Source organism: Streptomyces sp. NPDC005784, from assembly GCF_042871525.1.
Lineage (GTDB): Bacteria > Actinomycetota > Actinomycetes > Streptomycetales > Streptomycetaceae > Streptomyces.
In genome coordinates this window covers 26,224-46,495 of sequence record NZ_JBIAIQ010000035.1, presented here as the reverse complement: position 1 = coordinate 46,495, position 20,272 = coordinate 26,224, and the positions used below count along the sequence as shown (strand labels likewise).

10 protein-coding genes are annotated in these 20,272 nt (G+C 73.1%); 2 read left to right on the top strand and 8 right to left on the bottom strand.

Features of this window, described 5'->3' with window-relative positions:
- Nucleotides 1-73: 73 nt before the first annotated feature.
- From ACFYR3_RS35920 to ACFYR3_RS35885, 8 genes are all read right to left on the bottom strand, one after another.
- Nucleotides 74-1,396: a hypothetical protein gene (locus ACFYR3_RS35920; protein ID WP_389286181.1), complete on the bottom strand. Its 1,323-nt coding sequence runs from the start codon at nucleotides 1,394-1,396 to the stop codon at nucleotides 74-76.
- 56 nt (nucleotides 1,397-1,452) lie between these two features.
- Nucleotides 1,453-3,675, bottom strand: coding sequence for a CDP-glycerol glycerophosphotransferase family protein (locus tag ACFYR3_RS35915; RefSeq protein WP_389286152.1), 2,223 nt, complete (start codon nucleotides 3,673-3,675; stop codon nucleotides 1,453-1,455).
- A 1-nt stretch (nucleotide 3,676) separates the two neighbouring features.
- On the bottom strand, nucleotides 3,677-5,836 hold the full coding sequence (locus tag ACFYR3_RS35910; RefSeq protein WP_355854922.1) for a bifunctional glycosyltransferase family 2 protein/CDP-glycerol:glycerophosphate glycerophosphotransferase: 2,160 nt from the start codon (nucleotides 5,834-5,836) through the stop codon (nucleotides 3,677-3,679).
- Nucleotides 5,837-5,979: 143 nt separating this feature from the next.
- On the bottom strand, nucleotides 5,980-8,286 hold the full coding sequence (locus tag ACFYR3_RS35905) for a CDP-glycerol glycerophosphotransferase family protein (RefSeq protein ID WP_389286149.1): 2,307 nt from the start codon (nucleotides 8,284-8,286) through the stop codon (nucleotides 5,980-5,982).
- Between the two features lie 151 nt (nucleotides 8,287-8,437).
- On the bottom strand, nucleotides 8,438-9,349 hold the full coding sequence (locus tag ACFYR3_RS35900; protein ID WP_389286147.1) for a carbohydrate ABC transporter permease: 912 nt from the start codon (nucleotides 9,347-9,349) through the stop codon (nucleotides 8,438-8,440).
- Nucleotides 9,350-9,437: 88 nt separating this feature from the next.
- Nucleotides 9,438-10,778, bottom strand: a complete 1,341-nt coding sequence (locus ACFYR3_RS35895) for a carbohydrate ABC transporter permease (RefSeq protein WP_389286145.1) — start codon at nucleotides 10,776-10,778, stop codon at nucleotides 9,438-9,440.
- Nucleotides 10,779-10,785: 7 nt separating this feature from the next.
- On the bottom strand, nucleotides 10,786-12,201 hold the full coding sequence (locus ACFYR3_RS35890) for an extracellular solute-binding protein (RefSeq protein ID WP_355854934.1): 1,416 nt from the start codon (nucleotides 12,199-12,201) through the stop codon (nucleotides 10,786-10,788).
- 609 nt (nucleotides 12,202-12,810) lie between these two features.
- Nucleotides 12,811-16,755: an FHA domain-containing protein gene (locus tag ACFYR3_RS35885; RefSeq protein ID WP_389286143.1), complete on the bottom strand. Its 3,945-nt coding sequence runs from the start codon at nucleotides 16,753-16,755 to the stop codon at nucleotides 12,811-12,813.
- A 497-nt stretch (nucleotides 16,756-17,252) separates the two neighbouring features.
- On the opposite strand from ACFYR3_RS35885, the gene ACFYR3_RS35880 reads away from it, so the two are divergent.
- Nucleotides 17,253-18,920: a serine/threonine-protein kinase gene (locus tag ACFYR3_RS35880; RefSeq protein WP_355848693.1), complete on the top strand. Its 1,668-nt coding sequence runs from the start codon at nucleotides 17,253-17,255 to the stop codon at nucleotides 18,918-18,920.
- A gap of 105 nt (nucleotides 18,921-19,025) precedes the next feature.
- Nucleotides 19,026-20,270, top strand: coding sequence for a serine/threonine-protein kinase (locus tag ACFYR3_RS35875; RefSeq protein WP_355848696.1), 1,245 nt, complete (start codon nucleotides 19,026-19,028; stop codon nucleotides 20,268-20,270).
- Nucleotides 20,271-20,272 lie beyond the last annotated feature (2 nt).

Below are 20,272 nucleotides of genomic sequence, written 5' to 3'. Positions count from 1 at the left end.
GGAGACGGGGGTGGCGGTTTCCGGCATCTGCCGTATATGCCCGCCCCGATCGGCCGCCCACCCCAAGATCACCTCATCGGGCGACCTCGGTGTCCCCGCGCGCCGGCCCCGGAACAGTGCCGCCGAGCGCCCGCGCGCCCGGCCGGACGACCGTGTCGAGCAGCAGCGGAAGGCCCACCGCGGGCAGCAGCCACAGCAGCACGATCAGCCGGTCGCCCCAGACGTTGATGTCGGGGTGCGCGGCCTGGTTGAGCACCCCGGTGCCCGCCGCCGCCAGCAGGAAACCGGCGAAGGCGGGATGTCGGCGCAGTGCCCCCCACCCGGCCGCGACCACGGCCGTCAGGAACAGCGGCTCCCAGAACTGGCGGCGCGCCCACTCCACCCAGAAGGCGACCTCCAGATGGAGGAACTCCGGCCACGGCCGGGCCCGGTCGGGGCGCGCGTAATGCCCCGTCAGCAGGTCCTGAACGCTCTCCGACTCGGACGGGTAGTGCAGCGCCCTCGCCAGCAGCACGGTGGCCAGCACGCCGCAGCCCGCCACCACCCCGAGGGTCCGCAGTGGTCCGTCCCACCGGCGCCGGCGCGCCAGGAACACCGCGCAGGCGGTGGCCAGGCACAGCCCGAGGAAGAGCGCCTGCGAGTGCTTCACCGTGAAGAGGACCGCCAGGGAGCCGCCGACCAGCCAGGTCCCGGCCCGCGCGCGGCCCTCCAGCACCAGGGCGCAGCCCCACAGGGCCGCCAGGGTCACGGCCATCATCAGGCCCTCGGTCATCGGGCGCATCGCCGTCGTACCGCACGGCAGGACGTAGAAGAGCGCCTGCCCGGTCAGCGCCGCGCCGGTGGAGACGCGCAGGGTGCGCAGGACGAGGAAGAGGAGGACGCCCCCGGCCACCGTGACGGCGACAGCCGACGCCCACAGGCCCCACTTCACTCCCAGAACCGTGATGAACGGCATGAGCAGCACCGGATAACCGGGCCGCGCCTCGAAGATCCGCATGAAGCGGTCCGACATGAACGGCACGGTGTGTCCCGCCGTCTGCCCGGCCGCGAGCCGCGCGGACACCCCCCGCCACTGCTCGCGTCGGCACTCCTCGACGACCCGCCGGGTCGGACTCGCCCGGTGGAAGCGCACCACGTCGACGGCCTGGTTGCGCCGGGCGACCGACGCCTTTCCCGCGCAGACGTAGTCGATCGTCAGCGCGGCGGCCTCCTGCTTGCTCTCGCCGCGCAGGCTCAGCGCGTACGAGAGGTAGTTCTTGGTGTCGGGGGTGTCCCGGGAGGTGAGGTTGGCGAGCTGGAGGACGGCGAAGACGACGGCGATCAGGATCACCCGGGCGCGGGCGGAGCGGGGTGTCCGCAGCACCCGCGCCCGGACCCGGCGGGAACGCGCGCTCATGGAGGCGCTCACGGTGCCGCTCGTGGTGCCGTTCACGTGGACCTTCACGGGGCCTTTCACCGGGCCGCCCATGAGGATGTGAGGACGTCGTGGTCCGCCTGCGCGGGCCCCGGGACGACCGCCGCCCGTTCTGCGGCCTGCTCGCCGACCATCAGCGTCCGCACCACCCGCTCGGCGGCCCGGCCGTCGTCGAACTCGCAGAACCGCGCCCGGAATCCCGCCCGCAGCCGTGCCGACTCACCGTCCCGCCAAGCCCCCGACGCGAACACCCAGGTCAACTCCCGCTGCGAGCGGGCCACATGGCCCGGCGCGTCGGCCGTGACGTCGAAGTACGCGCCCCGGCTCGCCGCGTACGCGCCCCAGTCGTCCGCGAGGAGCACGATCGGCCGGTCCAGGTTGGCGTAGTCGAACATCAAGGCCGAGTAGTCGGTCAGCAGGGCGTCCGAGGCGAGCATCAGGTCCTCGACGCACGGTTCGTCGGTCGCGTCGACCACCTCACCGCGCCGGTGCAGTTCGGCCAGCCCCATCCCGCGCGCCGGACCGTCCGCGAGCGAGGGATGCAGCCGTACGACAAGGGTGTGGTCCGCGCCGAGATCGTCCGCGAACCGGGCCAGGTCGAGACGGTCGGCATGGCCGCCGCGGAGATGGTCGCGACGCGTCGGCGCGTACAGCACCACCCGGTTGCCGGCCGGGATCCCGAGCCGGGCGCGGACCGCCGCCCCGTCCTCGGGCCGGGCCCGCACGAGGACGTCGTTGCGCGGGCTGCCGGTGCGCAGCGAGGTGAAGTGGCAGGGGTAGGCGCGGTCCCAGACCAGCTCCGAGTGCCGGTTGGCGACCAGGCTGTAGTCCCAGCGGTCGGCGCGGCGCAGCATCTGCGGCACGTCGAGGCCGTGCCGGGCACCCGGCTTGTGCAGCAGGTCCGCGGCCATGTACTTCAGCGGGGTGCCCTGGTGGGTGTGGATGTGGACGCTGCCGGGGCGCTTGACCAGGGAGCCGGGCCAGTTGACGTTGTTCACGAAGTACGTGGCCCGCGCGGTGACCTGGCGGTAGCGCAGCGAGTCGAGGAGGACGTGCTCGGTCCCCGGCGGCAGCAGCGCGGCCTGCTCCGCGTCGCGCACCACCCACACCCCGCGCAGCTGCGGGGCGAGCTCCCGGGCCGCCGCGTACACCGCCCCGGGATCACCGAGGACCCCCCGGTGCGAGAACGCCGAGTACACCGCCAAGTGCGGGTCCAGTGACCGGTGTTCGTGGACCGCGGACCAGCCGTGCTTGACGCGCGCGGCGACGATCCGGCGCGCCTGCTGCCCGCGTCGGCCGAGCTCCCGGCCCGCGCGGTCCGCCTGCCTGCGCACCCGGTAGCGCGTGAAACCGCCCTCCAGGACACGCAGTTCGGACGGCACGGGGCCGCTCTTGTGCTTGCGGAAGAGCGCGGACGTCAGCCGGAAGAACTCGGCCTTGTCCTCCTCCGGAAGCCGGTCCTCCTTGGAGAGGATGTCGAGGCAGTGCTCACCCATCTTGTGGTGCAGATACGGACGCCAGTCGGACAGTTCCTGGCGGGAGCCGACGAACGCGAAGACCCGCTCGTACTGGTCGTGGATGTCGAAGTGCTTGCGGCTGGTGGTGGACAGGATGTTGCCCTGGCGGCGCTGGCGGTAGGCCAGACAGATCCGGTCCAGCGTCGCGATCCGCTCGGCGCTGAGCATCACCGGGAACGTCCAAGGGGTGTCCTCGTAGTACCCGGGAGGGAAGGCGAAGCCCTCCCGTTCGACGAACGCGCGGCGGTAGACCTTGTTCCACACCACCATCAACAGGTCGAGGATCTCCGGGTGTTCAGCCGCGGAGAAGGTGCCGGCACCGGCCTCCGTGAGCACCCGCGCGAGCACGTTCCTGCGGGTGCCGCCCCACCAGTAGGTGCGCGCGTAGTCGAAGACCAGTACATCCGGGTCGGCGGTCTCGTCCAGGCGGTCGGCGACGGCGCGCAGCGCGCCCGGCGTGAGGGTGTCGTCGCTGTCGAGGAAGAAGAGGTAGTCCCCGCCGGCGAGCGGCATCCCGGCGTTGCGGGCGCGGCCGAGCCCCACGTTCTCCGGCAGGTGCAGCACCCGTACGCGCGGATCGCGGGCCGCGTACTCGTCGAGGATCGCGCCGCAGCCGTCCGGGGAGCAGTCGTCGACGGCGATGACCTCGAGGTCCGTGTACGACTGGTCCAGGACCGAGTCGAGGCACTCGCGCAGATAGCCCTGCACCTTGAAGACGGGGACGATGATGCTGAAGCGGGGCACGTCAGCTCCTTACGAGGGTGGACGCGGCGGGAGCCGGGACGCGTTCGGCGAGCGGCAGGACGGGCGGGATCGCCTCGGGGGGTTCGCCCAGCAGCACTCTGCGCACGACCCGCTCGGCGGCCCTGCCGTCGTCGAACTGGCAGAAGCGCTCACGGAACCGGGCCCGCAGCGCGGCGGCGGCCGGATCCGCGTAGGAGCCGTCGGTGAAGAGCGTGGCCAGCTCGCCCGGGGTGCGCGCCACCCGGCCCGGCGGCTCCTCCAGCACGTCGAAGTAGACGCCCCGCGTCTCCCGGTAGACCTCCCAGTCGTCCGCGTACACGACGATCGGGCGGTCGAGGTTGGCGTAGTCGAACATGATCGACGAGTAGTCCGTGATCAGCGCGTCGGCGGCCAGACAGACGTCCTCGGAGGACCGGTGCCCGGTCACGTCGATGATCCGCCCGGAGCCGCGACCGCGCCCCTCGTCGTAGAAGTAGTGGGCGCGCAGCAGGACGACGAACTGATCGCCGATCTCCTCGCAGAAGGCCTCCAGGTCGAGCCGGGACTCGAAGCCGGTGCTGTAGTCGCGGTGCGTGGGCGCGTACAGCAGCGCCGTCCTGCCCTCGGGCACCCCGAGCCGTTCGCGGACCGCGGCCACGTCCTCGGCGGTCGCCGTGCAGTAGACGTCGTTGCGCGGGTAGCCGTACTCCAGGGCCTCGTAGCTGCCGGGGAAGGCCCGTTCCCACATCTGGGTGGAGTGCCGGTTGGAGGAGAGGTTGTAGTCCCAGCGGTCCACCCGGGACAGCAGTTTGGCGAAGCTGCCGGTCGCGGCGGCCACCACCGGATACGTCGACTGGTCGACGCCCATCTTCTTCAGCGGTGTGCCGTGCTGGGTCTGGACGTGCACACTGCCGGGGCGTTTGACCACCCCGTCCGCGAAGTTGGCGTTGTTGACCAGGTACTTGGCGCGTGCCAGCACCTCCCAGCCGCGCCGGCTGCCGATCACCGCGTGCTCGATGCCCTTCGGCAGCGCGTCCACCGCCTCCGGCTCCACGAGGAACACCGAGCGGATGTGCGGGGCGAGTTCGCGGGCCTTGGCGTGGATCGCCGCCGGGTTGCAGGCGTAACCCCGGCCCCAGTAGGCGCAGTACACCGCGAGGTTCTCGTCGAGCGGGCGGCGCAACTGGACGGCGTAGAGCGCGCGGGTGCGCAGCGTCCTCGCTCGGGGCACCCGCCGGACCACCCCGGAGACGGCCCGGTTCGTGCCGCGCAGCGCGCGGAACGCGCTGTACGCACCCGTCGCGAGCAGCCGGTGCTGCACACCGAGACTGCCCGCCGGCACCCGGAACCCGGCCGGGCGGTGGCGCCGGTAGAGCTTGCCCGCCCGGCGGAAGAAGGCACGGCGGCGGCGCGCGGGCACCCGGGCGGGGTGCGCCGCCGTCTTCAGGACCAGGGAGAAGAGCTGGCCGAACAGCGCCTTCGACCGGGCCGCGGGCAAGGTCTGTTCCGAGGCGCGGACGAGGACCCGTTCGACCTGGTCGAGGAGTTCGAAGTGGTGCTCGCCCGGCGCGTTGAGCCGGCTGCCCTGGCGGCGCAGGTGATGGCGTACGCAGACCGTGCGCAGCAGGGCCGACCGTTCGGCCGCCACCGTCACCAGGCCGCCCCAGCCCGCGTCCGTGAAATGCCCTTCGGGGAAGGCGAGTCCGTGCTCGGTGAGGAAGCCGCGGCGGTACGCGGCGCTCCACGCCGGAACGTGCACGCCCAGCACCTCAGGGGCCTTGTCGAGCGGGGGTGTGCTCGGCTCGCCCTCCCACCAGTGCACCCGCTGATGCCCGAACCAGAGGACGTCCACACCGGCCGGGAGCCCCGCGTCCAGGGCGGCCAGCGCGCCCGGCACCAGGTCGTCGTCGCCGTCGAGGAAGAGCAGGTACGCGCCGGTCGCCGCGGCGATCCCGGCGTTGCGCGCCGCGCTCAGCCCCCCCGACGGCGGCGAATGGACCGGGGCCACCCGGGAGTCCCGCTCCGCGTACGCGGCGGCGACCGTCGCGGCCGGGGAGTCCGGCTCGTCGCAGACCGGGATCAGCTCGAAGTCGCCGAAGGACTGGGCCAGGACCGAGTCCAGCGCGCGGGCCAGTCGCCCGGCGACTCCGAAGGTGGGCACGATGACGCTGAAGCGGGGCATTCTGCTCTTTCTCTCAAGGGGCGCCGAACGGGGGATTCATCGCCCGGGGCGCCCGGTCGGCCGCCAGGTGGAGGGCCGGGTGGGCGTGGGCCGCGACGGACTGGACGGCACGCGGACTCCGGTTCAGAGGGATTCGGTCGGGTTCAGAGGGTCTCGGCCAGGGGAACGGCGGCACCCGGAGCCGGAACAGTTCCGAGCGGCCGGGCGGCGGGTCCATCCGGCGGCAGGACGGAGCCCGGAACGCGGGGGAGGGCCGCCGCGGCCGAGGGGACCGGGCGGCGCTCGGCGAACGGGACGAACGGCGGCACAGAGGCCGGCTCGCCGAGCACCACATGCCGTACCACGCGTTCGGCGGCGAGCCCGTCGTCGTACGGGCAGAACCGCTCACGGAACGCGGCCCGCAGCTGCGCGGAGCGCGAGCCGCGCCAGTGACCGGTCGCGAAGATGTCGATCAGCTCGTCCTCGCCGCGCGCGACCGCGCCCGGCGGGAAGGCGCGCAGGTCGAAGTAGGTGCCGCGGGCCGCCTCGTACGCCTCCCAGTCGTCCGCGAGGACGACGATCGGCCGGTCCAGGACCGCGTAGTCGAACATCAGGGACGAGTAGTCGGTGACCAGTACGTCCGCGGCGAGGCACAGCGACTCGACGCTCGGGTGCCCCGACACGTCGACGATCCGGCCGCCCGCCGTGTCCGTGAGCGGCGCCCCGTACGTGTGATGGGCGCGGGTCAGCACCATGAAGCGCGGACCCAGCCGGCGCAGCACCCGCTCCAGGTCCAGGGCGCGGCGCTGGGTGCGCCGGTAGTCGCGGTGGGTCGGCGCGTACAGCACGGCGACCGCGCCCGCGGGGATGCCGAGCGACTCGCGCAGCCCCTCCACGTCGGCCGAAGTCGCCTGCTGGAACACGTCGTTGCGCGGCAGCCCGTACTCCAGTGTCGTGTACGAGGAGGGGAACGCGCGCTCCCAGACCAGCGTGGAGTGGCGGTTGGCGGACAGGCAGTAGTCCCATGTGTCGGCGCCGCGCAGCAGTTCGGCGAAGTCGGTGCCGCGCGCGGCGGCCGGGCGGTCCTGGAGGTCGAGCCCCATCCGCTTGAGCGGCGTCCCGTGCTGGGTCTGGATCATGATCTGGCCGGGCCGCTTGACCAGCCGCCGGTCGAAGTTGACGTTGTTCACCAGGTACTTGGAGCGGGCGAGCGCCGTCCAGTAGCCCGCCGTGCCGGGACGCAGCCGGCCTGTCGCGGCCGGGATCGTGTGGTGGTGTTCGAGGTGCGCGATCCACGCCGTGCCGATGTGCGGTGCGAAACTGCGGAACGCGGACTCCAGGGCCCCCGGATTGCAGCCGTGGCCCCGGCCCCAGTAGCTGGAGAAGACGGCACGGTCATCGCGCAGCGGGAGACGGAGCTGCACGCGGTAGTGGAACTGGAGCGCGGCGCCGCGCACCGCGCGCAGCAGCCCGGCGGTCAGCCGCACGGCTCTCTTGCGGATCCGCGACAGGAAGGAGAGCAGCCGGTACGTGCGATGCGTGCCGAGCCCGACCAGCGCGTGCCGCAGCCGGGTGCGCGGACCGACCGGTGGGCCCGGGACGCGGTAACGGCGGTAGTGCGTACGGGCCTTGCGCAGGAACTCGGCCCGGGCGGCGCGCGGCAGCCGGCCCCGCTTCACGAACACCGTGGCGAGGTGGTCGACCATGCGCCGGAACAGCACCGGGCGCCACCGGTCCAGCTCAGGGTGCGCGTCGACATGGGCGAAGACACGGTCGTACTGCTCGAAGACGTCGAAGTGCTTATGGCTGCTGGTGCCGAGGATGCTGCCGTGCCGCCGCTGGCGGTAGTGCACACAGACCTGGTCGAGGGTGGCGATCGTCTCGGCGGACAGCAGCGCCGGATACGTCCAGGGCGTGTCCTCGTAGTACCCGGGCGGGAAGGTGAGGCCCGTGCGCTCGACGAACTCCCGGCGGTACGCCTTGTTCCACACCACCATCAGCAGCCGGAGCAGTCCGGGCCGCTCGTCCAGCCGGAACGGTGCCGGGCCCTCCTCGGTCAGCTGCGCCGAGACCTGGTTCCGAACGACCTCGCCCGACCAGAACGTACGCGCGTAGTCGTAGACCAGGACGTCCGGTTCGCCGGTCTCCTTCAGCCGGTCGGCGATGGCCCGCAGCGCGTCCGGAGTGAGACTGTCGTCGCTGTCCAGGAAGATCAGGTAGTCGCCGGTGGCGCGTTCGAGACCGGCGTTGCGGGCGCGCCCGAGCCCCACGTTCTCCGGAAGGTGCACGGCGAGGACGCGGGCGTCGCGGGCCGCGAACTCGTCGATGACGGCCCCGCAGGCGTCGGGCGAACAGTCGTCGACGGCGATGAGTTCCAGGTCCAGGTAGGACTGTTCGAGCACGGATTCAAGGCACTCGTGCAGGTACGCCTGAACCTTGTACACGGGGACGATGACACTGAACCTGGGCACGGGACATCCATGGGTCGGCGCGGGCATACCTGCCCGGAAACGGCCGAAGGGGTGACTTGGTTACGCCAGATGTGGCATCCGGGGGATGCCGGGTGAACGGCGAGGGGCGGGCCGGTGTCCGGCCCGCCCCTCAAACGCCGGTGGGATCTGCCTACTTGACCGCGCCCGCCATCACTCCCGAGACGAACTGCCGCTGGAACGCGAAGAACACGGCCAGCGGGATCACCATCGAGATGAAGGCGCCGGGCGCCAGCACGTCGATGTTGTTGCCGAACTGGCGTACCTGCGTCTGGAGCGCGACCGTGATGGGCTGGCTCCCCGAGTCGGAGAACACCAGCGCGACCAGCATGTCGTTCCACACCCACAGGCACTGGAAGATCCCCAGCGAGGCGATGGCGGGACCGCCGAGCGGCATCACGACCCGTACGAACAGGCGCAGTTCACCCGCGCCGTCCAGCCGGGCCGCCTCCAGGAGCTCCCGCGGGATCTCCGCGAAGAAGTTCCGCAGCAGGAACACCGCGAAGGGCAGGCCGTATCCGACGTGGAAGAGGACCACACCGGTGATCGACCCGAAGACGCCGATCTTCCCGAAGAGTTCGGCGATCGGGATCAGCGCCACCTGCACGGGAACGACCAGCAGCCCGACCACTCCGAGGAACCACCAGTCGCGGCCCGGGAACTCCATCCAGGCGAAGGCGTAGCCCGCGAGCGAGCCGATGACGACGACCAGGAGGGTCGCCGGGACCGTGATCAGCACCGTGTTGAGCAGCGAGTTGGTGATGTCGCTGTTCTCCAGGAGCTTCTGGTAGCTGTCCACGGTGAGTTGCGAGGGCGTGCTGAACACCTTCCACCAGCCGCTCGCGCTCATGTCCTCGGGCCTGCGCAGCGACGACAGCAGCAGCCCGATCGTCGGCACCAGCCAGAACAGGCCGACGAGCAGCAGGAAGACACGGAGGACGCCGCCGCTGACACGGCTCGCGATCCGCGAACCGAGCGAGGGCGCGGCCCTGTTCACGGCCGCGGCGGGCACGGTCTCCGCCAGCCGTCCGGCATGCGTGGTCATCGCCGCACCTCCCGCCCGAGCCTGCGAACGTTGCTGTGTCTTCCCGGGGGACAACCCCCGGACCCCCGGCCGGAAATGAGGCTTGGGCTCACCGCCGCACCTCCCGCCGAAGCCTGCGAACGTTGAACAGCATCACCGGGATCACCAGCAGGAGCAGGAACACCGCGATGGCGCTCGCGATGCCCGGCTGGTCCTCCGAGAAACCCTTGCGGTACAGCTCCAGGGCCAGCACGTTCGCGTCGTCCTGGGAGGAGCCCGGCGCGATGATGAAGACCAGGTCGAAGACCTTCAGCACATTGATCATCAGCGTCACGGCGACCACCGCGAGCACCGGCGCGAGCAGGGGCACGGTGACCCTGCGGAACACCTGCCACTCGTTCGCCCCGTCGACCCGGGCCGCCTCGAGCAGCTCGCGCGGCACTCCCGCGAGCCCCGCCGCGATCAGCACCATCGCGAAGCCCGCCCACATCCAGACGTAACTGCCGATGATGGCCGGGGTGACCAGGGACGGGCCGAGCCAGTCGACACCGTTGTACGGCTCCTTGAAGTTGCTCGCCGGGAGCCGCAGCCGGGCTCCGTCCGCCGTGCCCGGGAGCGAGAACGTGCCGTCGTCACCGACCTTCGCGGTGTCGACGACCTTGCCGTCCTTGACCGCCTCGATCCTCATCCTGGAGTAGCCCAGCTCGCCCGGGTCCACCTGGCCGAGCCGGCCGACACCCTTGCCGCGGGTGAAGTCCTGCCAGGCCGTCCCGGTGATCCTGCCGGGCTCGGACGCGGCTTGGACGGCCTTCTTGGCGCCCCCTGGCATCTGGTCCGGGGCGACACCGACGAGCGGGACGGTGACGGACTGCCCGGTGTGCACGGCCTCCCGGGTGATGAAGCCGCCGTTCTCGGCCTCCAGCGGCGACTGCCGGCCCGGGTGGGCCTTCGGGAACGCCGACGACGGGGCGAAGGTGTCGTGCACCCCCACCCACACCGCGTTCGCGACGCCCTTGCCCGGGTCCTGGTCGTACACCAGCCGGAAGATGATCCCCGCCGCGAGCATCGAGATCGCCATCGGCATGAAGACGACCAGCTTGAACGCCGTTCCCCAGCGCACCCGTTCGGTGAGCACCGCGAAGACCAGCCCCAGCGCGGTCGCGACCGTCGGGGCGAACACCACCCAGATGATGTTGTTCTTGAGCGCGGTGCGGATGCCGTCGTCGGTGAACAGCGCCTTGTAGTTGTCGAACCCGGCGAACCCCTTGCCCTGTTGGTCGTAGAAACTGCGGACGACCGAGTACCCGATCGGGTAGACCACGAGCGCGCCGAGCAGGACGAGGGCGGGCAGCAGGAACAGCGCCACCACCGTCCTGCGGGTCCCGGTCACGCTCTTGCGTGTACGGGCCGGGGGCACCGGTGCGGTGCCCCCGGCCGTTGCCGACGTCATGGCCGGATCAGCCCTTGTAGGCCGCTGCGGCGTCCGATTCGAGCTTCGCCTGTGTCCCCGCCACGTTCTTCGGGTTCTTCAGGAAGTCCTGCAGATCCTTCCACTCGCCCTTGCCGGGCGTGCCGCCGAAGGCCTGCGGGGCCTGGTCGGACATGTCGAAGCGGAAGTCGTCGCCGGCCGCGATCAGCGCCTTGGCCATGGACCGCTGGACCATGTTCGGATACGCGGAGTCGGCCACGGCCTTGTTGGGGGAGAGATAGCCGCCGAGCTTCGCCCAGATCGTCGCCGCGTCGGGCGAGGCGAGGAAGGTCAGCAGCGCCTGGCCCGCCTTGGACTCCTTCAGCAGCACGGCCGCGTCGCCGCCGCTCACCACGGGCGCCTTGTCGCCCACGGCCGGGAACGGGAACACCTTCGCGTCCGTCCCGATCTTCGCCTTGGTCTCCGCGATGTTGACGCCCACGAAGTCGCCCTCGAAGACCATGCCCGCCTTCGGCTGGTCGCCGCCGGTGAACGTCTGGGTCACCGAGGCCGGGAACTCCGTCTGGAGGGCGCCGTCCGCGCCGCCCGCGATGAAGTTCTTGTCGCCCCACACCTGGGCGAGCGTGGTCAGCGCGTCCTTCACGGACGGGTCCGTCCACTTGATCTTGTGCTGTGCGAGCTGGTCGTACTTCTCGGGTCCCGCCTGGGAGAGATAGATGTTCTCGAACCAGTCGGTGAGCGTCCAGCCGTCGGCGCCGCCGACCGAGAGGGGGGTGACCCCGGAGTCGTAGATCGTCTGCGCGGCGGTCAGGAACTCCTTCCAGGTCGTGGGCTCCTTGGCCCCCGCGTTCTCGAAGACCTTGGCGTTGTACCAGACCAGCGACTTGTTGGCGGCCTTGAAATACACGGCGTACTGCTTGCCGTCGACCTTGCCGAGGTCCTGCCAGCCCTGCGAGTAGTTCTTCGTCAACTGCGCCTGCGCGTCCGCGCCGACGGGCTTGGCCCACTTCTTCTCGACGGCCTGCTTGACCGCGCCGACCTGGGGGAGCAGCGCCACGTCCGGGGGCGCTCCGCCCGCGATCTTCGAACCGAGGAAGTTGATGATCGGGTCCTGCGCCGGTACGAAGGTGACCTTCGCGCCCGTGCGCTTCTCGAACTCCGCGAGCACCTTCTTGAAGTTGGCCTGTTCCGCCCCGGTCCACACGGCGGCGACCTCCAGGGTGGCGCCGTCGAGCTTGGGGAGGGTGACGGAGCCCGCGTCGGCGCCGCTGCTCTCCGTGCCCGTGCCCTTGTCGTTTCCCTTGGCCTTGTCGTCGTTGCCGCCACCGCACGCCGTGAGCGTGAGAGCGCCCGCGACGACGGCGGCCGCGGCGGCCTGTGCGACTCTGCGCGAGCGGCGCGTGGAGTGATCGGGCGACCTGCGTATCTGAGGATTGCTGCGCATCACTGCCCCGTTCTTCGTTCTTCGTTGAACGTCAAAGCGGCTGCCCCGTGCGCTCCGGTCTACGCCAGGTCGCTCGGGGGCGGCAAGACCACCGGTGCTGTCAAGTGGGCGATCGTGATTGGGTCGTGACGTGGGGTCACTTATGCCGAAGCGCACCAAAGAGGTGAGCCGGCCTTCCCCGTGTCCCCGGTCCGCGTACAGCGACGGGACCCGCGCGGTGACGCGCGGATCCCGAGGAAGCCCCGTGACACGCGTGCGGTAGGTGCGCGCACCACGTGACCCGCGGGCCGAAGCAGCGCCGGCCCCCGTGACCCGCGGGCCGAAGCAGCGCCGGCCCCCGTGACGCGTGGGCCGGCGCTGCTTCGGCCCGCGGGACGCGTGGGCTGGAGCAACGAGGGCCCGTGACGCGTGGGACAGGTCCCGTCCGGCGATTCCCGCCGGGCCCGCGGCGCCCGGCACCGCACTCCCCCGAGCTCTTCGAGCAGGGGGGACCCCCACGCCGCGTTGTCGGGCACGCCCGAGTACGCCCAGTACGAGGGCGACCCTCCACCTTGCGACGCACGGCTCCGGACGCTGCGGCCTGATCCGACGCGAATCGTCAGACAGGCCCTAGAGCAGCGAGGGCACCTCGACCGCGGAGACGGAACGTGCGGCTCGCTCCAGGGCGCTGGCGAGCAGGGCCAGGTCCGTGGGTCCGTTTCCCAGCTCGCGGACCGGGCGGCGGGCCGGCGGGTCGCCCATGCGGTGCCACTCCAGGGGGACGACCGTGGGGCGGAGTGTGGCCGTACGGGGAATGCGGCCGGTGACCCGCCCGCCCTGGAACGGCGTCTCCCGGCCGTCCGGACGGAGCAGCCGGCCCCGCCCGGGGGCGGGTTCCTCGGGTCCGGGCAGCGGTGCGTCGAGGGTGACGCGCAGCGCGGCGGAACGCGCCAGTTCGGACGCCGCCGTACGGCCGCCGACGCCGGACGCCGCCACGAGGTGCACCCCGAGCCGGTCCCCTTCCCGGGCGACGGCCTCCAGCGCCCGTACGACCGAACCGGCCGCCGGGCGTCCCGGGGACCCGAGCGGCGGTGAAAGCAGGGCGTCCAGGTCGTCGACGACCACGACCAGGCGGGCCAGCGGCGGCCCCGGCTCCGTCCGCTGCCGCGCGGCGGCGGGCCGCAGCCGCAGCGTCGAGCTGGGCGGTGTGTCGAGGTCCGAGGCGCCCAGGGACGAGGTCCCGCCCGACGAGGTCCCGGCGGAGCGCTGGGCCACGATCCGGCCGGGCACCGTGCGCCCGGCGTGCCACTCCGCGAAGCCGAGCCGGCCCAGCAGCTCGGACCGCCGCTTCAGCTCGGCACTCAGCGACTGGGCGAACTCCCGCATCCGCACAGGGTCGTTGGCCGTGAGGTGGGTGATGACGTGCGGCAGGTCCGTGCAGACCTGAAGTCCTTCGCCGCCGTTCGCCGCGCCATGGCCTCCCGTGCCGTCGCGTCCGTCCATCAGGACTATTCCGAGCCGGTCGGGCCGCTCGGCGGCGGCGAGGGACGCGGCGACCGAGCGCAGCAGTTCCGTACGGCCGCTGCCGGGCGGCCCCTCGATCAGCAGGTGCGGGCCCTCGACGGGCAGGTCGACGGCGACGGGGCCGCGCGGGCCCGCGCCGAGCACGGCCCGCGCCCGGCCGCCGAACGCCTCGGAGTCGTCCGCGGCGTCCGCCCAACGCGTCATCAGGGAGGCGGGGGTTGCCCGCGCCAGTCCCAACTCGTCGAGCAGGCGCGCCATCTGGGGCAGGGGCGCGGACACGCGCGTGTGCCGGTCCCCGAGCGCTCCGTCCGTCCGGAGCGGGGCGAGGGACCGGGCGAACCGCTCGGCCCAGGCGAGGGACACGGCGTCCACGGCGGCGACGGTGCCATGGCCCACGGGGCCGCGCGGCAGCTGTCCGGCCGTTCCGGAGGACGTACGGCCCGTGCGCGGCGCGGTGGCGTCGGCGGGTGTGGACGTGCCTCCGGGACCCGTTCGCCTTGCGGATCCGGGGTGCGGGATGCCCGTGTGGGTGGATCCGTCCTGTCGGGGACCGGAATGCGACGGCGCGGTGTGCGCGGGCCCGGAGCGCGGTGATCCGGAGTGCGCGGGCCCGGTGGGTCCCCGTCCGGCGCGGTCGGGTCCGGCGCTGTCGAGTCCGCCGTACCGGGAGTCGCTGTGGAAGGCCCCCGCGTGCGGCGCGCCCTCCGGGGAGCGCTCGCCGGTACCGCCCGGTGCCACCCGCATCAGCCGCAGTGCCGTGGCCACGTCGCCGCTGAGCAGCGCCACCGCCCCGCACTCGCGGAAGGCCGGCGAGGCCTCGCAGGCCGCTTCGTACGTCTCCGTCACCGGCGACGCGGGCGAGGCCGCCGCGGTCTCGGCGAGGCACACCAGATGGATTCCGGCCCGCGAGCCGTCGTGCGCGAGGCGCATCACGGCCTCCCGCAGGTCGGCGCCCCCGGGGTCCCCGTCCACGACGACCACTGTGTACGGGCCGTCGTAGCCGTCGTCCGTGCAGTCCTCCCGCGCCCAGGAGGGCCGCCGCAGCGCGCCCCGCGGGCCGTCGTCGCCGACCGGGGCGACGCGCTCGCCGTCGTCGTGCGTCCCGGACCGGGCGGCCGGAACCGTCGCGCCGGCGCTTCTGGACAGCGGGCCACCGCCGCCCGGCGCGACCACCGCCTCCGCCAGGTGGTCCTCTAGGCGGCGCAGGAGTTCGTCGGTGCGCGCCGCCGCCTGGTCGCGGTCGTACGCGAGAAGGAGACGGCAGTCCTGGCCGTGGGCGGGGCGCAGATGGGGGAGCCAGCCGAGCCAGGACCACTCGGCGCTGCGCTCCTCCACCGTGCGGGCCCGGTCGGTGCTGATGAGGACGATTTCCAGGGTGTCGGGGGAGTGCAGCGCGGCGAGCTGCGCGACGACCGCGCGGGCCAGCCCCGCGAGACGCGCGCGCGGTCCGGCCAGGCCCAGCGAGCCGGCCTCCCGCAGTCCGGCGGTCACCGGTACCGCGGGGAGCAGGCCCGAGCCGTCCGGCGCCGTCCGGTCGGCCGTGCCCAGCCGCACCGTCAGCGCCTCGGGGTGTCCGGGGCCCCGCTCCCACAGCCGGGGACCCGGGCCCAGCGCGGTGAGCAGCAGGGTCGCCGGGTCGGGCCAGCTCTCGGGCGACCGCCGCACGGCGGGAGGGAGTTCGTCCACCGCCACGGTTCCGTCGTCGTACGCCTCCTGGGCGGTCCCGGCCGGTCCTCCGCGGCCGCCGGCCAGACGCCGGGCCCACGCGCCGATGCCGCCCCGCCTGCGCACCCCCGGCGGGATGTCCGTGCCCCGCGGTGGCGTGCCTTTGCGCGCACCCGGGATGTCCGCCCCGGGGGTGCCGGACGCGTCGGAGGTCTCCGTGGGACCGCCGGGGCGACCCGCCCCGCGCGTGGACGCGCCGGGGCCGAAACCGTGGCCCTGCGCCGTGGCGCCCCGCGGCCTGCTCTCGATCCGGGGTGCCTCGCCATGCTCGGGCACGGCCAGGGGCACCGCCCGTCCGTGCTCCAGCGCTCCGGGGACGCCGCCACCGGAGGCCCCCCACTCCGCGGTCCCGTAGGCGTGATGCGTCCCGCCAACGGGCGGAAGGGCGCCTCCCTGCGCGAGGGAGGCGCTCTCCCCGCGCGCGTGGGGCACGGCACCGCGCGGGGGCTGCGCGCCCTGCGGGGAACCCGGCGAAGCGGAGGAGGGTGTGTTCGGTCCGGTGGCGGAGTCGCCCCGCGAGACCTCCGCGGGGGAGCGGCCCGGGGGCGCGGAGGCCGTGTCCGGCCGGGCGGCGGTGCCGGCGCCCGCCGGGTCGCCGTGTCTGCCGAACCCGTCGACCCCGGAGCGACCGTCCTCGGCCGACCCGGCCCGCACCCTTACATGGCCTTCGCCGTCCGGAGCCGTCTCCACGACGCCCGGACCTCCCGGCGGGGCGAGCCGCAGGGCGGACTCGCCGACGCGCAGCAGCGCGCCCTCGGTGAAGGGGACCGGGCGGCTGCCGACGCGGGAGCCGTCGAGTGTCGTGCCGTTCGTGGAGCCGATGTCGGCGACCGAGACGCGGCCCTCGGGGGTGACGGTGACCGCGCAGTGCAGGCGGGACACGTCCGGGTCGTCCAGGGGCACGTCGGCGTCCGCGGAGCGGCCGACCCGGATCTGGCCGCCGTGCAGCAGGTGCACACCGCCGGCGTCGGGTCCCGCGACCACGTGGAGCTGGGCCGAGACGTCGTCCAGGTCGGGACCCGGCTCGGCGGGTGCGCCCAGACAGAGCACGGCGCCGTCGGTCAGCGGCGGTTCGCCGAGGGTGCAGCGCTGGGCGTCGAGCCGCTCGGCGCCCGCGTAGAGCACGATCTGGCCCCCGCCCGGCTCACGGCCCCGCTCGCCCTGGGAGGCACCCCCGCTTCCCCCGACCGCCGCGGCCAGCCCCGACGCGACCGCGGCCAGCGCCGTCCCGGCGGGCGCGGTGACCAGCACATCGCAGGCGGTGGCTCGCCCCCGCGGCTCCGAGGGCGGGCCCAGCGGGTCTACGACGGTCAGCCGGATCTGCATCGCCGTCAGGGGTCCCTTCCGCGCAGGTGTCCGCGACGAGGACGAGGCTGCGCTGCGGTCCCCCACCGCAGATCCCCCCACCGCACACGGGCACGTCGGCCAGTACTGGAGGCATCCTCGCACCTGCCACCGACAACACGCCCGCCCCCCACCCGTAAGTGATCTTGATTGGTCGGCTCTGCCCGTAAAAGTGCCTGACCAGTGCCCGGCCGCTGTCCGCTTGAGATCGGTCACGCCCGGCCCCGGCAACCAAGTGACCGGAGTGAGCGTCTTTCCGTCGAACATGAGCGAGCGACTTTCCGTGGACCGTCGAACGCGGACGGGAACGCATACGTAAGCGCTTATGCGGACCACAGGTGCGCATGGGACCTATGGGAAAGCACACGAGGAGGACAGCGCGGTGCCGGCCAGGGCGGCACTACAGTGGGTCGGAAACTCCTGTACCACGGTGATCACGGTGGACGGACCAGGCAAGCAAGCAACAGGGAGCGCATGACGTGCGGCCGGTAGGGAGCAAGTACCTCCTTGAGGAGCCGCTGGGGCGCGGCGCCACAGGCACGGTCTGGCGAGCCCGCCAGCGGGAGACCGCGGGCGCCGAGGCGGCCGTCGCCGGGCAGCCCGGCGAGACCGTGGCGATCAAGGTCCTGAAGGAAGAGCTCGCGAGCGACGCCGACATCGTGATGCGGTTCCTCCGCGAGCGGTCGGTGCTGCTGCGCCTGACCCACCCGAACATCGTGCGCGTACGCGACCTCGTCGTCGAAGGCGATCTCCTCGCCCTCGTCATGGACCTGGTCGACGGCCCCGATCTGCACCGCTACCTGCGCGAGAACGGGCCGTTCTCGCCCGTCGCCGCCGCCCTCCTCACCGCCCAGGTCGCCGACGCGCTCGCCGCCAGCCACGCCGACGGCGTCGTGCACCGCGACCTGAAGCCCGCGAACGTCCTGCTCAAGCAGGACGCCGGCGGGATGCACCCGATGCTGACCGACTTCGGCATCGCGCGGCTCGCCGATTCCCCCGGCCTCACCCGCACCCACGAATTCGTCGGCACGCCCGCGTATGTCGCCCCGGAGTCCGCGGAGGGACGCCCGCAGACGTCCGCCGTCGACATCTACGGCGCCGGCATCCTGATGTACGAGCTGGTCACCGGGCGCCCGCCGTTCGCCGGCGGGTCCGCCCTCGAAGTGCTGCACCAGCACCTGAGCGCCGAACCGCGCCGCCCCTCGACCGTCCCGGACCCGCTGTGGACGGTCATAGAGCGCTGCCTGCGCAAGAACCCGGACGAGCGGCCCAGCGCCGAGAACCTCGCGCGCGGACTGCGTGCCGTCGCCGCCGGTGTCGGGGTGCACGCGACCCCCGCGCAGATCGCCGCCGCCGACGGTGTGGGCGCCCTGCTCGCCCCCGACCCGGCCCCGGCGCCCGTCCCGGACATGCCCGGCGCGGCCGACCCCACGCAGGTGCTCCCGCAAGGTGCGGCCTCCTACGACCCGTACGGCGCGACCAGCGTGCTGCCGCACACCTCCGGCGCGGCCGACCCGACCGCCGTGCTGCCGCCCGTGCCGCAGCACCAGCCGGGCGGACCGGGCGGCCAGGGCGAGGACCCGCACCCCTGGCAGAACCAGCTGCGCGCGGCCCGTGACCGCAACGAACAGACGCAGGTCCAGTACCTCGACCCGAACGAGGACCCGCTGCGCCGCCGCCCCCAGCGGCAGGTCGCACGACCGCAGCAGCAGCCCCAGCAGCAGCGTCCGCAGCGCGGCCAGCAGCCGCCGCCGGGCTACGGCTATCCGCAGGGGCAGCAGCAGCAACAACAGCAGCAGTACGGGCAGCAGCAGCCGCAGCGCTACGCCCCCGCGCCCCAGCAGCAGCCCCAGCCGCAGCGGTACGCGCCCGAGCAGCAGCGGCCCCAGCAGCCCGCGCCGCGTCAGCCGCGCGAGCCCCGGCAGCGCAGTTCCAACCCCATGAAGATCCCGGGGCTCGGCTGCCTCAAGGGATGCCTGTTCACGATCATCATCCTGTTCGTCGCCGGCTGGCTGGTCTGGGAATTCAGTCCCCTCCAGCACTGGATCGGATCCACCAGGAGTTTCTGGGGCGAGCTGACCCACACGTACCACCAGGTCAGCAGCTGGGTCGGAGATCTCGGCTCGAAGAACCCCTCAGGCAACTGACTCTGGGGATTTGTCGACAACTGACGGGTGATTTCGGTCTCGGGAGTGAAGGTTGGCTCCGCGGGCGCGTACTTTAAGCGGCAACACGCGTCTGTAGGAGCAGTCTTGGCACGCAAGATCGGCAGCAGGTACACCGCGCACCAGATCCTGGGGCGGGGGAGCGCCGGCACGGTGTGGCTGGGCGAGGGACCCGAGGGGCCCGTCGCCATCAAGCTGCTGCGCGAGGACCTCGCGTCCGACCAGGAGCTGGTGGGGCGCTTCGTGCAGGAGCGCACCGCACTGCTCGGTCTCGACGATCCCCACGTGGTGGCGGTGCGCGACCTGGTGGTGGACGGCAACGACCTCGCCCTCGTCATGGACCTCGTACGGGGCACCGACCTGCGCACCCGGCTCGACCGGGAGCGGCGGCTCGCCCCCGAGGCCGCGGTCGCGATCGTCGCCGACGTCGCGGACGGACTCGCCGCCGCGCACGCCGCCGGGGTCGTCCACCGCGACGTGAAGCCCGAGAACGTCCTGCTCGACATGCAGGGCCCGCTCGGCCCCGGCGGCTCCCACCCGGCCCTCCTGACCGACTTCGGTGTGGCCAAGCTCATCGACTCGCCGCGCCGGACCCGGGTCACGAAGATCATCGGCACGCCGGACTACCTGGCGCCCGAGATCATCGAGGGCCTGCCGCCGCGCGCCGCCGTCGACATCTACGCCCTGGCGACCGTGCTCTACGAACTGCTCGCCGGGTTCACGCCCTTCGGGGGCGGACACCCCGGCGCGGTCCTGCGACGCCATGTCACGGAGACCGTGGTCCCGCTCCCGGGCATCCCGGACGAGCTGTGGCAGCTGATCGTGCAGTGCCTGGCGAAGGCGCCGGCGTCCCGGCTGCGGGCGTCCGAGATGGGGGCACGGCTGCGGGAGCAGCTGCCGCTGCTGGCCGGGATGCCGCCCCTGGACGTGGACTCCCCGGACGCGGAGTCCGCGGACGGGGACGAGGAGTACGAGGAGACCGCGGAGCCGCCCGCGCCCGCCGCGGCGCGTGAGCGGCGCGGGGCCGTACCCCTGGTGCCGGGGGCCGCGCCCGACTCGAACCGGGACACCCACACCTCGATGCGGGTGCCGGCGCCCGACGAGCTGGCCGGCGGGGCCCGGGGAACGGCTCGGGCGCCCCGCGCGGCGGGCGCGCCCCGTCCCGGGTCCGCCCGGCACCGCGCCTCCGCCCGCCGGCGGCGCATCACCCTGGGGGTGGCGGCGGCCGTGCTCGTCGCCGCGGTGGGCGTCGGCACCTGGCTGGCCACCTCCGACGACGGCGCCGACGCGACCCCCCAGGACACGAAGAACTCGGCCCCGGCCTCCCCCTGACC